Annotated in this window: 12 protein-coding genes; 4 read left to right on the plus strand and 8 right to left on the minus strand. The window is 61.9% G+C overall.

All coding sequences use genetic code 11. The features are described 5' to 3' along the window. Positions 1-47 precede the first annotated feature (47 nt). Entirely contained in the window at positions 48-743 is a 696-nt protein-coding gene (locus D0550_RS12060; RefSeq protein ID WP_275129237.1) for a serine hydrolase domain-containing protein, read from the plus strand. 2 nt (positions 744-745) lie between these two features. Here D0550_RS12060 and D0550_RS12065 read toward each other — a convergent pair whose 3' ends face one another. From D0550_RS12065 to D0550_RS12090, 6 genes are all read right to left on the minus strand, one after another. Next, complete coding sequence (locus D0550_RS12065) at positions 746-1,330, minus strand: sterol desaturase family protein (protein WP_153067135.1); 585 nt, start codon at positions 1,328-1,330, stop codon at positions 746-748. Beyond that, positions 1,323-2,069: an ATP-binding cassette domain-containing protein gene (locus D0550_RS12070; RefSeq protein WP_116809448.1), complete on the minus strand. Its 747-nt coding sequence runs from the start codon at positions 2,067-2,069 to the stop codon at positions 1,323-1,325. The genes D0550_RS12065 and D0550_RS12070 overlap by 8 nt, the downstream gene beginning before the upstream one ends. Continuing rightward, on the minus strand, positions 2,066-3,223 hold the full coding sequence (gene devC, locus D0550_RS12075) for an ABC transporter permease DevC (RefSeq protein ID WP_116809449.1): 1,158 nt from the start codon (positions 3,221-3,223) through the stop codon (positions 2,066-2,068). Before devC ends, D0550_RS12070 begins: the two co-directional genes overlap by 4 nt. Then, positions 3,220-4,287, minus strand: a complete 1,068-nt coding sequence (locus D0550_RS12080) for an HlyD family efflux transporter periplasmic adaptor subunit (RefSeq protein ID WP_116809450.1) — start codon at positions 4,285-4,287, stop codon at positions 3,220-3,222. The genes devC and D0550_RS12080 overlap by 4 nt, the downstream gene beginning before the upstream one ends. A gap of 235 nt (positions 4,288-4,522) precedes the next feature. Further along, on the minus strand, positions 4,523-5,035 hold the full coding sequence (locus D0550_RS12085) for a Rid family hydrolase (RefSeq protein WP_206606224.1): 513 nt from the start codon (positions 5,033-5,035) through the stop codon (positions 4,523-4,525). 200 nt (positions 5,036-5,235) lie between these two features. Further along, complete coding sequence (locus D0550_RS12090; RefSeq protein ID WP_116809451.1) at positions 5,236-6,183, minus strand: helix-turn-helix domain-containing protein; 948 nt, start codon at positions 6,181-6,183, stop codon at positions 5,236-5,238. A 518-nt stretch (positions 6,184-6,701) separates the two neighbouring features. Between D0550_RS12090 and D0550_RS12095 the strand changes: the two genes are divergently transcribed. Then, a complete protein-coding gene (locus D0550_RS12095; protein ID WP_116809452.1) occupies positions 6,702-6,944 on the plus strand; it encodes a hypothetical protein in 243 nt (80 codons plus the stop codon). Here D0550_RS12095 and D0550_RS12100 read toward each other — a convergent pair. Further along, complete coding sequence (locus tag D0550_RS12100) at positions 6,941-9,154, minus strand: patatin-like phospholipase family protein (protein ID WP_161965786.1); 2,214 nt, start codon at positions 9,152-9,154, stop codon at positions 6,941-6,943. The two genes, D0550_RS12095 and D0550_RS12100, sit on opposite strands and share 4 nt — an antisense overlap. A gap of 102 nt (positions 9,155-9,256) precedes the next feature. On the opposite strand from D0550_RS12100, the gene D0550_RS12105 reads away from it, so the two are divergent. Both D0550_RS12105 and D0550_RS12110 read left to right on the plus strand, forming a co-directional pair. Continuing rightward, positions 9,257-11,374: a pyrroloquinoline quinone-dependent dehydrogenase gene (locus D0550_RS12105; protein ID WP_116809454.1), complete on the plus strand. Its 2,118-nt coding sequence runs from the start codon at positions 9,257-9,259 to the stop codon at positions 11,372-11,374. Beyond that, positions 11,298-13,388 carry a TonB-dependent receptor gene (locus D0550_RS12110; RefSeq protein WP_116809455.1) on the plus strand — a complete coding sequence of 697 codons (2,091 nt, stop codon included), beginning with the start codon at positions 11,298-11,300 and terminating at the stop codon, positions 13,386-13,388. The genes D0550_RS12105 and D0550_RS12110 overlap by 77 nt, the downstream gene beginning before the upstream one ends. Here the strand turns inward: D0550_RS12110 and D0550_RS12115 are convergent. After that, positions 13,373-13,969, minus strand: a complete 597-nt coding sequence (locus tag D0550_RS12115; protein ID WP_116809456.1) for a Uma2 family endonuclease — start codon at positions 13,967-13,969, stop codon at positions 13,373-13,375. The genes D0550_RS12110 and D0550_RS12115 overlap by 16 nt on opposite strands. Positions 13,970-14,180 lie beyond the last annotated feature (211 nt).

Here is a 14,180-nt window from a genome sequence, read left to right on the forward strand (position 1 = left end):
GCAGCGTCAGATGTGTATAAGAGACAGCACCAACAACGGCTGAGTGGATTCAGCACCTGGGCTCGTTGCCATTAATGGCCCAGCCGGGCGAGAAATGGCTGTACAACCACAGCGGCGACGTGCTCGGCATATTGATCGAACGCGTCACTGGAAAATCGTTGGGCACGTTCCTGCGCGAGCGCATCTTCGAGCCGCTCGGCATGAAAGACACGGCGTTCAACGTGCCCGCGAGCCAGTTCTATCGCATGCCGACCAGCTACTCATTTAATCACGCTACAAACAAGCTGGAGGTCTACGATCCTGCGGGACGCGACAGTTCGTGGGCGCTGCCGCCACCATTCGAGTCCGGCGCCGGCGGGCTGGTCTCGACCGTCGACGACTACTTTGCCTTCTTACGCATGATGCTCAACAAAGGTCGGCTTGGTCCCAAGCAGATCCTCTCGCGCGCCAACGTCGAGATGATGACTTCGGATCAGCTCACGCCGCAGCAACGCGAAGGCGCAGAGTTCTTCTTCGGCACACACTCGAGCTGGGGGCTCGGCCTGGGCGTGTGCATTCATCGTGGGGAGGTCTATCAAACACCAGGCCGCTTCGGCTGGGACGGCGGCACCGGCACCTCCGCTTATGCGGACCCCGTCGAGGGACTGATTGGAATCCTGATGACTCAGCGCTTGATGGACTCGCCCGAGCCGCCAAGAATCTTCACCGATTTCTGGACGCAGGCGTACGCGGCAGCGGAATAGCCTCACCGCTTGCTGGACAAATAGTGCGTGCCGAACACGTGATCCCACAGCGACGTCGTCACGCCATAGTTGCGATTGTCACGTTTATGATGAATGACGTGCATTCCGTAACGCTTGCGAAGCCAGCGCAGCGCCGGGTAATGGATCCAGGCGCTGTGATCCATGTGATGGAGCAGCGCGTACCAGAAGTACCCCGCTGAAATGCCCGCGACAAAGTAGCTACCAGCGGGCACGCCTAGCAACAATGCGAACACGACCCACAGCACGATCAGTGCCCCGGGCGCACAGAAAAACGGTAGCGCCGCGGGTTCAGTCGGCGCGCAATGATGAGCATCGTGGATGCGCACCATGAAGCCGATCTTCCAATGGAACAGCCACCGATGCACGGCGTACTCGATCAGCGTGAATGCGAACATTCCGGCGCCCACGCTCGCCATCGCCATGGGCATCGCACTCTCATATCGGCTGCCTAGATAAAGAAATGCAAACGGCATCGCCGCATCGATGACATAAGAAAGCCAGTAATTGGTGCGGCTCGCCGACAGCCACTGCATCCCGCGCCCGATGGCTGACAGCAACTTACTCACCGGACGCACTCCCCAGATCGAGGCGGCAAGTGGCGAGGAAATCGGCGATCAACGGATCTTCGGACTGCTCGAGCAACCTACCGGCATCGAGTTGTAAGGTTCGATCCGCAATGTGCAGAACGCGCGGATCGTGCGTCACCAGCATCACCGCGCAGGACGTGCGGCGCGCAGCTTCCTTGATCGCATCGATCACTGCAGTCGCCGATGCGTTGTCGAGCGAAGCCGTTGGCTCGTCGGCAAGAATCAACTCCGGATTGCGAACCAGCGCGCGAGCGACGGCGACACGCTGTCTTTCACCACCGGACAACTCTTCCGGAAACGCGTCGACCCGTGACAGCAGACTCAACGATTCCAGCGCCGCTTCCGCCATGGACTCGGCTTGAGCTGGCGGAAATCGTCCCAGCAGCGACATCACCACATTCTGGCCCGCCGTCAGCGCGTCGATCAGATTGTGCGACTGAAAGATGAAGCCGACGGTGCCGCGCAACTCGCGCTGCTGATCTTCAGTGAGGCCATTCAAACAGCGACCCGCGATTCTCACCTCGCCTTCCTGCACCGAGCGAAGTGCGCCACACAGCGTGAGTAGCGTCGTCTTGCCCGCGCCGGAGGGGCCGCCGATGACAACGATTTCGCCCGGCTCGACGTTCAAAGCTACCGAGTGCAGGATCTGTCGGCGATGCTGCCCCTCGCCGTAGCCATGCGACAGATCGCGGATCGAGATGACAGGCGCGGCGCTCAAAACAGCTCCGAGAGATCACTGCGACGCAGGCGCCGAATAGCCAGCAAACCAGCCACCACGCACGCGCTCAGAATAATGATGTACACACCGACCGCGCGCTCGACCGTCATGACGAGCGGCACGAGCGTCAGTTGCGTCGCTCCGATGTACACAGCCGCGGCCATCGCGAAACCCACCGGATACGCAAGCGACGACAGCAGCCAGGCTTTCTCGAACGTCAAGCGGTGAAAGAAGCTGTCGGGGTAGCCGATCGCCTTCAGCGTCGCGTACTGACGCAAATTCTCGGAGATGTCGGAGTACAGAATCTGGTACGCGCTGACGCAGCCAACCAGCAGGCTCAGAATGAGCACGGTTTTGAAAATGAATCCTGCCGGCGTCGTGCTCCGCCAGTACTTCTGTTCTTGCGCGTTCAACTGCGCGTGAGTCATTGCGACGACATCGGCTGGCAGCGCAGCTTGCAGCCGCGCGAGCACCTCGTTCACATCCTCGCCACGCGAGATCTTGATCAACCCGATATCGACCAGCCCCGGGCGCCGCGATGGAAACAATCGCTCGAAGCCTTCTTCGGTGGTAATCGCCGTGCCGTCAGCGCTGAAGGAGGCACCCATCGCAAACAGCTCGACGATGCGAACGCGTTGGTTGGCGATCTCGGTGTGCACCTCGCCTTCGCGAAACAGCGCAGCGATGGGACCGAACTCCGGGCGCGAGCGCGCGTCGAACACGATCTCGTCTGGCTCCCGCAAGGCGCTGGTCTTGCGCTGCCAGCCGTCATTCGCGAATACGACGCCGTCGCCCGCCCGGCTGACGCCGACGACGTAGACATTGCGATTTGAGCGCGTCAGCGGATTTTTGAACGGCGCGACGCCGAGACGCACGGAAGAAAACGACTTCACTCCTGGCACCGACAGCGCCTGATACAGGCGCCGCTCGCTGAACTGCGCAGGCAGCACCATGAACTGATACTGCGGACTGAGCAGCGCGATGTCCGCATCGAACTCCTGGAACAGACGCGTCGCGCTGCGAAACAGCGAGTCCTCGAAGCCCATCTGCCCAAGGATGCCCAGCGACGACATGGCGATGCCGGCCACCGCGATCAGCAACCGCCGCGGCTGCTTCATCAACTGCAGGAACGCGACGGGCACTCCGGGATTCATTGCTGAATCGCCACAGTGACGCGCGCATTGATGAAGCGCTCGAGCTGCTCCGGATGATCCGCTCGAATCTTGACCTGCACGACGCGCGAGTCGATGAACGCGGTGGGATCGTTGCGAAATGTTTCTCGCGCTCCGACCAGATAGCCGATGTCATCCACCGTGCCGCTCACTTCGGTCCCCAGCGCGTCGCCCGTGATCGTCGCCTTCTGGCCCACGCGAGCGCGGCCGATATCCTCTTCGAGGACTTCCGCCTCGACGAACATTTCCGAGGTATTGCCGAAGGACAGCAGTCCAGCATCGCCGACGCTTTGCCCGGGCTGTGCATGAATCTGGAGAATGCGCCCGTCGGCGGGGGCGCGAACCAATGTCGCCTCGAGTCGCGAGCGGATCTCTTCCACTTCTGCTCGCGCCGCCCGGCACTCTGCTTCAGCAACGAGGAGATCCGCGGGACGAACGGTGGAGAGACTGCTGAGTCGGGCTCGCTTCGCTTGCAATGCCTGAGTCGCGACGGCCAGCTTGGATTCCTGCGCCTCCAATGTCGTGAGCGACACCATGCGCTCCTGCTGCAATTTCCTGGTGCGGCTGGTCTCGGCTTCGACGTAGGCCAGCGAGCTTTCGTCGCTGCGCACTTCGGCACTCAGCGCTTCGATATCGTCTGCCTTGCCGCCAGCTTTCAACGCGGCGAACCTGGCATTCGCGACCGCGAGCTTTTGCTCGCGTACGGCAAGCGCCGCTTCGAGTTCCGCGCGACCTCGCAGCGTCGCCAACACCTGACCTTGCTTGACCCAAGCGCCCTGACGAACCCGCACCTCGGTGACGATGGCCTGGCCGGCCTCAAAGGAAGGCGCCGCGATGTGGATCACACCATCGCGAGGTTGAACGCGACCGGGTGCGGTAATCGAAGCTTGATATGACCCGGCAGCGGCGCGGGTCGAGCTCATGCCAGTCGCATCGGAATAGGAGACGATGCGAACGATGCCGGTAAGGATGACGATCGCCAGCAGCAGTGTGCTCACCAGCCAGCGCAATTGTCGATTGCGCTGCAAATCGGCAGCGAGCCTCACGGGCTCACCCCAGGGCAGACTGTTCTTGCTCCAATGCTCATTCCGGCAATCCGTGGATCAGGGCGCTCGAGTTCCGTCTGATACTCGCGAGCCCGCGTGATCACCGGTCAAAGCGTCGTCAGGACATAGAGCGACCGCAGCCGGGCAAAACTTTAGAGCCGTTGACTAAAAAACACACCAGCGTGGACGCACCACGCTGGTGCCGCAGCCCTCGGATTGACCTGGGTTATTCGTATCATTTGGGCAGACGCGCGATCACCTGCACTTCGACCACACCTCGCTTGGCCAGCAAGCCGTTCGTGCCGACTGCCGTCCATGCCGGATAGGGCGCTTTGACGTAATCGGCAACGACTTCGTAGAACGCGTCCCAATGCTGATCGCGCGTGCCGGAGAAGCTCGGGCTATCCCAGACATGGAAGCTGTTGACCATGACCACGTCGGCGAGGCTGGCGCCTGACGCCTCGAGGCTCGCTTTGATTCGCTCGAAGCCACGACGAACCTGCGCCTTGAAAGCCGCAACGTCCGTGGCCTCCTTCTCGCGAGGCCCCATGACCACGCCAGACAAATAAAGCATGTTGTCGACGCGACGGACCGCAGCGTATCGATATTCGTCGTAGCCTTCCTTATCGACGGCTGAGGGCAGCACCACCGCGCCATTGGGCGCAGGAATCACCATGGGCCATTGGGTTTCGGATGCCTGGGCGGTGCTGGCGGCAAACAAGGCCATCGCGACGACGGTTCGGAACATGAAAGGTCTCCTCTGAAATCGTTGAATGTCTGGTCCTGCTTGAAGACCGGCAGGTCGTGACATTCATTGCGCCGCTCGTCGCGCAGAGCCAACGTTTCGTCGCAGAGGAAACAAACGTCCCGTTGTCAGTAGTTGAAATCGCCCCCCTAAAAGAAAAAAGCTCCAGCAGGCATCCCTGCTGGAGCTTCAAACATTCCGCATCACGCCGCCGCTGCCCCCATGCCACCCATGAAGGTCAGCGAGTCGGCAGCGCGACGACATTCACGCGGGGTCACGCCATGGAAGCGTCGTAACGCGCGGAACAACGTCGAGCGGGAGTCGAAGCCGACCACCTTGACGATGTCTTCCACCGCCAACTCACTGCCACGCAGCAGCCGGCCAGCCACCGTCGTGCGCTTGCGCTGCAAGTACTCGTGCGGCGTCACGTCGTGGATGTGCTTGAACAGTCGCAGGAAGTGATGTCGCGACAGGAACGCGGCGCGAGCCATGTCACCCAGCATCAACGGCTTGTCGAAATTGGAGTGGATGAAATCGGTCGCCAGCGACACTCGACGCAGGATCTCGCGACGCGTGGCCGCGCGACGTACCGGCACGCCCCTCGCCCGCTGCAACACATCCCGATGCCGAGCCAGCATGCGCTCGAGCAGGAACGCGAACTGCTCTTCGAACCACAACGGATCGTTCAAGCCCATCTCGCAGTGCCGACGAATGAACAGCAGCACCGGCGTGACGCCCCGGTCATGCGTCTGCAGGTGGGGAATGAAAGGCAGGGTCGCTGACGCCTGCGCCTCACCGTCGTCCAGCAGCCGATCCTCGGGAGTGAGCATCGTGCCGAGCACCTCTTCCGGCATGCCCTTGCGGAACAGTACCGTCAACACATTCACGGGCTCGGAGCCACGAATGCGTACCGCGGCCGGACCCGCGGGTATCGGCAACCACGTATCGTCGTCAACTGCGATGCGCCGGTTGTCCAGCGTAACGTCCTGCCGCCCGCCCCATGCGCTCAATAGCGCGAAGCGCTCACCATCCAGCGTGTAATCGGCGACCTGCGTGTGCAGGCTCACCACGGTATTTTCGGAGCTGGACTGTCGCGCCAACGCCGCACTCAGATCACCACTCACCATCTCATGGGTTCGACGGAGAATCATCCCGTTACCCCTCCCCGTTGCTTAGCAGTCAACACCGGCCGCAACACCGGCCTTACTGGAGCTGCGTCCCACCCTTACAGGCGCGGGCCGCAACTCCACCCTAAAAGCTGACACATCCTGGAAATCGGCTGAGTTGTTACCATTTCCACGTCAAATCGCGCCGGCTACAAGCGCTTTACGATGATCTGATTGCCGCATGCGGCGAAAGGTTGCAGTGCTGTACTCACTTCAGTCCGGCACGGCGCGAATTACGCAATGAATGAGACAGCACCGCGCACAATCAGCTGTCGATTCGCAGGATGAGTGGATAACCGTCGTCGCCAAAAGTTGCAGGTACGCCACGACGATTGGCGGAATCGGGACCTCTTTTGGCAGCTTTCGTCTAAAGACGGGCGGAGGGGTGCGCGGAAGACACTTTGACGAAAAAGAACCGAGGCCGCGGTCGGGATGATTGCAGCTGGTGGAGCCTGCACCGATCCGGGTAAAATCGCGCCCGTTTAGAACTTGTCCAAACGCACATGCCCATCGCTCACGAACACAACCTAGCGCGCCCCCTGCCACGCGACTGCCAGTTCGGCATTCGAGTCAAGTTGCGCTCCACCGATCCGTTCAAGAACCTGGTCGGCGGCGATTGGACGCGCGAGCACTGGTACGCGACGCGCGACGAGCGCGACCGCATGCTCAAGGAAATGAGCGGCCGCTATGTGTATTTCCGCCCGGGCGACCGCCCGACGCTGGAGTTCGAGAAGATCGACCGCTAGAAGGTTCTGCCCAGGAACAGGTAGAACGCCTTCTGCGACTCCTTGGTGTCGTAGCCCGTCGCCAGATAGACGGGCCCGAGCGGCGAGTCGAGGCCGAGGAAGATGCTGAAATTTTTACGCAGGTCCCCAAAGCCGGCGTCGCTGCTCTCCAGCCAGGCGTTGCCAGCTTCGAACGACATCCCCGCATAGGCCGGAAAGTCGAGCACGCCTGAGCCGCCGCGACCAATGCGGCGCTGATAGATGAGTCGGCCGATGCCAAAATGCTCCCCGGCCAGAGCCCCCGGCGACAGGCCGGACAGGTTCAAGAAGCCTCCGAGCGAGAAAAAATTCTCCGGCCGCGTGACCTCGGCGTTGGCGATCGTGCCGCCATTCACCCAGAAGATCAGCGTGTGACGATCGAACGAGCGCGCCACCAGCCACGAGGACTCGAACGCATTCAGGTTCTGGTCCGAGCCGATGTTTTCGCGTTCGCCACGCCACTGGAACTCGAACTGCTGGCCATGACGTGGGAAGAAAATGCTGTCGAGTCGATCGTACGAGAAGCGCGCGAAGTAACCACCGCGGTTGAAGTTATCGAGCGGTAGCGTCTGATCGCCGATCAGCACCCGCGAACGACCGGCACCTCGTCGCATGCCGAACCGGATCTCGCCCCAATTCGATATCTCGCGCCCGACATCGAGCCCGCCCTGCAAGCTACGCACGCGGTACTCAGCGAGCAGATCCCGCCCATCGGCGCCGAGTTGGAAGACGCTGCGCTCCTCGAAATCGATACTGGGCGCAATGAAGTAGCGGCTGGCCAATGACAGCGGCTGATAGAACTCGGTGAACAGCCGCGGGTTGTTGCCGATCTGAACATCGGTGAGCCATTCGGCGCCCAGCGGATTGAGCTCGGTAGCGATGAAGCGCACGGCCGCGTTGTAGCGGCTGATGCCTTCGAAGTTGTCTTCCAGGTTCAAGCCGAAGCGCACGTAATTCGGCCCCCAGCTCTTGCGCCTCAAGTCGAGCTCGAGTCCGGCGCGCCCACCCTCTTCGACCAGGTTGTAGTCGATGGACTCGAAACGATCCAACGCATACAGCGACGACAGCTGCCGGCGCACGCGATCGGCATCCAAGGGTTTGCCGATCAGGTTGCTCATGGTCGCCTTCACCAGGGGGTCGTATTCCATCGAACGCGGATCGGCGCGCACGAATTCGATGGTCGGCAAGCTGGTGTCACGCGGATTGCGAGTAGCCAGATAACCCACATAAGCGTCTGGACTGAGCGCGAGCTTCTGCAGCGGCGCGGTCAGCTCCCGCGCCCCGATCTCGCCGGCACGCAACGCCTGCGGAACGCGAGCGAAATCTGCCGCGGTGAAACGACCGAGCGGCGGCTCGATCAAGATGTCGTTCGGCCCGAGCAAAGCGCGCTGCTCCCGAGTGCGCCCGCGAATCAGAATCGCGAACGCCTGGTTGGTAATCTCGAGCGGCGACTTCAGGTCTTCGCTGGCATATAAAGGAAAACTCACATCGACGGCGATCAACACGTCGACATTCATCGCACGCGCAATCGCAACCGGCAGGTTGTCTGTGAGCCCGCCATCGACCAGCAATTTGCCATCGCGCTCGACCGGCGCAAATACGCCTGGCGCCGACATGCTGGCGCGCATCGCCGTAACCAGATCGCCGGAGTCCATCACGATGGAATCGCCCGTCTCCAGATCGGTGGCCACCGCTCGAAACGGAATCGGCAAACGATCGAAGCTTTGAATCCCGGCCACCGGCAGCGAGGCGCCTCGCAACACCTGCTCGAGCTTCTGACCCTGAACCAGACCCCGCGGCAATACGAAACCCTCCTTGGTCACGCCGAGCGCGTAGCGCACCAGGAATTCGCGATCGTCCTGCTTGCGGCGGAATCCGAGCTCCTCGCGCGGCGGACGGTCTTTGAGCGCGTCTTCCCAATTCACCGAGCGCAACAGTTTCTCGATGTCCGCAACCGGCATGCCCGACGCATACAGGCCGCCGACCACCGCGCCCATGCTGGTGCCGGCAATCGCATCGATGGGAATGCGCATCTCATCGAGCACTTTGAGCACACCGACATGCGCCGCTCCGCGTGCGCCGCCACCACTTAGCACCAGACCGACACGCGGGCGCGACTGCTCCGCGGCGACCGCCAACACTGGTGATATCAACGACGCGCCGAGGACCAGCGCCATGAATATCGCGGACAACGACGCTCGGAAGCGCCGGGCGCGGCATGCGAGGTGGGCCTTCATCGTCGAAATTATAGGACAGAGCTTGTGACCCCGAACCTTGCTCGCTAGGCTTTTTGCATGTCACTCGCCTGTCGCCGGCCAGCCACACCGCTGCCGATCGCCCCGCTCGCCGCCCTGATCGTTCTGTGGGGCGCAGTTCTTGCCGGCCAGGCGCTCGCTGCACCTCCGCATAGGCGGCTCAACGATAGCGATGCCCAATGGCAGTACTACGGCGGCGATGCCGGTGGCAGTCGTCACGCGGCCTCGAGGCAAATCACGCGCGATAACGTCGATCAGTTGGAAATCGCGTGGACCCATCGCACCGGCGAGCTCGGCGGGGGCTTTCTACGCGCCGATAAGTTGTCATTCGAGGCGACGCCCATTCTGGTCGATGACACGCTGTACCTGAGCACGCCCACCGACATCGTGATCGCGCTCCAGGCCACCACCGGCAAATTTCGCTGGCGTCACGACCCAAAGATTCCGCGCCACCTGCATTACGCTGAGGCGACATCGCGCGGCGTTTCCTGGTGGACCGATGAATCGGCGGACAGCAACGCACGCTGCTCACAACGTATTTTCATCGGCACCTTGGACGCGAGACTGATCGCGCTCGACGCTCGCGACGGCACGCCGTGCGCCGATTTTGGCAACAATGGCAGCGTCGATCTCGCGGCCGGCGCAAGACCCACTGAGCGCGGTCAGTATTTAGTGACATCGCCACCAGCGGTCTATCGCGACTTGATCATCACGGGCTCAGCCATTGGTGACAATCGCGGCGTCGAGTTGGAACGAGGCATCGTTCGTGCCTTCGACGCCCGCACCGGCGCGCAACGCTGGTCCTGGGACCCCGTTCCCGATACGGCTGCGGAGGCGACGAAACGCGGCTGGACGGATGATTCCGCTCGACGCACCGGCGCTGCGAATGCCTGGTCGACGATTTCGGTCGATGCGGGCCGCGGCTTGATCTTCGTGCCAACGGGCTCGGCCAGCCCGGATTTCTATGGCGGCGAACGCCCCGGCATGAACAACTACGCAAACTCGCTGGTCGCGTTGCGCGCCGAGACCGGCGAGCTGGTGTGGTATCGACAGCTCGTCCATCACGACCTGTGGGATTACGACCTCGCCGCCCAGCCCATGCTCATCGACTTCGAGCGCGAGGGCAAAGCCATCGCCGCAGTCGTGCAGGCCACCAAGACCGGCATGCTGTTCGTGTTCGATCGCGAAACCGGCGAGCCGGTGTTCGAGATCGTCGAGCGACCGGTGCCGCCGTCGACTGTGCCCGGCGAGCTTGCTTCGCCGACCCAACCGTTTCCCGCCACGCCCGCACTCGTCTCGCATGCCGCAATCACTCCGCAGGATGCCTGGGGTCTGACCGTGATCGATCGTGCCAGGTGCCGCGACCTCATTAGCAAATATCGCTCGGAGGGATTGTTCACGCCGCCCAGTTTGCAAGGAACCATTCTGTCGCCCAGCTTCGTCGGCGGCGTGAATTGGGGCAGTCTCGCGTTCGACCCGCAGCGCCAGTTGATCTTCGCGGCCGTCAATCACGTGCCCATGGTTGCGACCCTGGTGCCGCGCGATCAACTCAAAGCCATGCGCGACTCCGGGAAATATCCCGACTCGGAGTTCGCACAGCAGGCCGGCACGCCCTACGGCATGCGCCGCGAAATGCTGGCGTCGCCACTCGGGCTGCCTTGCACGGCCCCGCCTTGGGGATCACTGGCCGCGGTCGATCTGCGGCGCAATGCCATCCTCTGGCAGGTGGTGCTCGGCTCGACCCGCGATCGCACGCCCTGGTTCGTGCCATCCCGGACCATAGGCATGCCGAACATGGGCGGGCCGCTGGTGACCGCGGGCGGACTGGTGTTTATCGGCGCGGCCACTGACAATATTTACCTGCGCGCCTTTCGAACAATCGAAGACGGGTCGCGAACTGTGGAAGGGCCGTCTACCCGCGGGTGGCCAGGCGACTCCCATGAGCTACGAGGTCGGCGGGCGCCAGTATGTAGTCATTGCAGCCGGCGGACATGGCGGGCTGAAAACCAAACGCGGCGATTACGTGATCGCCTTTGCGCTGCCGCCGGCGCGCTGACGTTTCAACGAACAGGTCATCATCATGCGTGCTTCGCGCTTCGGTTCCACGGCTCTGCTGGGTTGCACGGCGCTGCTCGTCTCTACGGTTCAGGCGGCTGAGCGCAATAACGGCCGGGTGGAAGAAGTCGTCGTCACCGGCACGCGTGAGGCGGAACAATTGCGCGATTTCGCTGGCAGCATCTCGCTGGTGAAAAGCGACGACATTGCAGTCGTCGGCTCGACGCATCACAGCGAGATCATCAATCGCGTGCCCGGCGCGATGATCCAGCGCAATAGCGGCCAGGAAAGCCTGACCGCAATCCGCTCACCGGTGCTCAGCGGTCCGGGCTCGTGCGGCACGTTTTTGTTTCTCGAAAACAGCGTGCCGATCCGTCCCACCGGATTCTGCAACGTGAATGAGCTGTTCGAGGTCAACAGCGAACAGGCCAGCTCGATCGAAGTGCTGCGGGGACCCGCAGGCGTGATTTACGGCTCCGGCGCGATGCACGGGGCGATCAATGTAATTCCAGCTCAGCCTGGCGAAATGCCCGGACGCAGTCTTGCGCTCGAAGGCGGGCCGAATGAGTACTACCGCGGCAAGCTCGGCTTGAGCCAGAAGAGCGATGCCACCGACATCGGCGGGGTCCTGATCGCTTCGCACGACGGTGGCTGGCGTGACAACTCGGGGCTCAAAGAACAGAAGTTGAACATTGGGCTCACGCATCGCAGCGGCGAGGCACAGATGGGCCTGGATCTCGCTGCCACCAATCTGAATCAGGAAACGGCCGGCTTCATTCAAGGGTTCAACGCTTATCGCAACGACGCCATCGCGAAGTCGAACGCGAATCCGGAAGCCTATCGGGACGCGTATGCCGTGCGGCTCACGGGCCGCTATGAGCGGCCGCTGAGCGACAACATGCAACTGGCGGTGCGTCCATACGTTCGTTACTCCCGCATGGACTTCCTGCAGCACTTCCTCGTCGGCAAACCGCTCGAGGAGAACGGTCAGGAGTCGGTCGGGGTGGTGACGTCCCTCGATTTCACTGCGTTCAACAACACGCGCTTCCTGACTGGCCTCGACGTCGAGTTCGCCCAAGGCTTCCTGAAGGAAACCCAGCCGGGCCCGGCGACGGACGGCGCGCCCGCGGCGAACGCGATTCGCCCCGCTGGCAAGCATTACGACTACCAGGTGGACAGTCGGGTTGCCGCTATTTATGGACAGATCGAGCAACCGTTCGCCGAGCGCTGGAAAGCGATCGCCGGCGCGCGCTACGAGTATGTCGAATACGACTATGACAACCGCATGATCTCCGGCAACACCGCCGAGAATGGCGCAACCTGCCCGGGCGGCTGTCTGTTCAATCGTCCAGCGGATCGCAGCGATGATTTCAGCAATGTGACTTCCAAGCTGGGGCTCACTTACGCAATCGCCGACGATCACACTCTGTATGCCACCGCCACGCGTGGTTATCGTGCACCGGATACCAGCGAGCTGTATCGACTGCAACGCCAGCAGTCGATCGCGGATCTCGAATCGGAGCAGCTCGACAGCATCGAGCTCGGCGCTCGCGGCTTCTTTGGACCGCTGAGCTACTCGCTCGCCGCGTTCACGATGGACAAGGACAATGTGATCTTCCGCGACTCGAACGGATTCAACGTCAGCGATGGGCGCACCAAGCACGAAGGCGTGGAATATGAGTTCTCGTGGGCTCCTCTCGAGACGCTGTCACTGGCGCTCGCCGGCACCTACGCGAAACATACCTACGACTTCAATCGCGTGATCGAGCAAGGCGAAACCATCGTCGCCGGACGCGACATCGACACCGCGCCTCGTCACATCAACACGGCCCGCTTGAACTGGAGCTTCCTGCCTTCGGCCGCGGCCGAATTGGAATGGGTCTCCGTGGGCAAGTACTTCGTCGATGCCGCAAACCAGCATGAATACGGCGGCCACAACCTGTTGAACCTGCGCATGAGCTGGCGTGCTACCGAGAACTTGCGAACCCTCGTTCGTCTCAACAACGTCACCGACCGCGCCTACGCCGATCGCGCCGACTTTGCCTTCGGCAACTATCGTTATTTCCCCGGCCGCGGTCGCACGCTCTTCGTTGAAGTTCGTTACGAGACGGAGTAACGACCGAAGTCGAACAGCTCGGTCAGATCGACAGCGATATCCAGCGATGGCACGACTAACGGCCCGGGCACCTGCATCGACGTCTGTTCCACGAACGCTCCGCCATGCGGCGCGCCGAAGCAGTTGAGTGTCTTTACGCCGATATCGATCAACCACGCCTCGCGCACACCGTAGGACGCATACAGCGGCATTTTGACTTCCAGATCATAGAGCCAGCTGCTATCGCTCACCTCGATGACCAGCAGCGTATCGCGCGCGGTCGGATGCGCCTCGCTGTATTGATCACGACGCGGCCGGAGCAACATGAGATCGGGCTGTGGCTCGGAGTGACGACTCAGCCGCAGCGGGGATTGTTCGAACACCCAGGCCCGATCGCCGACCGCCTTTGCCAGCTGCCGATGCAGCCAGGAGACCGTGGCCGAGTGCCGACATCCTATCGGAGGCATATCGCAGATCTCTCCTTCGATCAGCTCCGTCCTCACATCCGGCGCGAGCACGCCCACTTCGGCCATGCGGTAGTACTGCTCGACCGAAAAGCGGTACGGAAGGTAATTCCTGTCGCTGATTGAGTTGGTAGCCATGTAGAAGAGACCTTAACAGCGTGACCCCGTGAGCAATGACACCAGCTCATCGGGATTCGGCATGAAAATCAACACAAATTTCGACTGGGATGAGGTAGGAGATATTTTTTGTTCCGCGGGATTCCCGCGCGTTTGCGCGCGGAAGATCGCGCACAAACAAAAAGGCCCGGCGTGAGCCGGGCCTGAGCGTTCTCTGCGCAACCGTGCAAAT

This window comes from Steroidobacter cummioxidans (assembly GCF_003104955.1).

Coding starts and splice junctions, on each gene's coding strand:
- D0550_RS12085 (WP_206606224.1), bottom strand. CDS start 5,035: ATGTTCCGAACCGTCGTCGCGATGGCCTTGTTTGCCGCCAGCACCGCC.
- D0550_RS12095 (WP_116809452.1), top strand. CDS start 6,702: ATGCCCATCGCTCACGAACACAACCTAGCGCGCCCCCTGCCACGCGAC.
- D0550_RS12105 (WP_116809454.1), top strand. CDS start 9,257: ATGTCACTCGCCTGTCGCCGGCCAGCCACACCGCTGCCGATCGCCCCG.
- devC (WP_116809449.1), bottom strand. CDS start 3,223: ATGAATCCCGGAGTGCCCGTCGCGTTCCTGCAGTTGATGAAGCAGCCG.
- D0550_RS12115 (WP_116809456.1), bottom strand. CDS start 13,969: ATGGCTACCAACTCAATCAGCGACAGGAATTACCTTCCGTACCGCTTT.
- D0550_RS12090 (WP_116809451.1), bottom strand. CDS start 6,183: ATGATTCTCCGTCGAACCCATGAGATGGTGAGTGGTGATCTGAGTGCG.
- D0550_RS12110 (WP_116809455.1), top strand. CDS start 11,298: ATGCGTGCTTCGCGCTTCGGTTCCACGGCTCTGCTGGGTTGCACGGCG.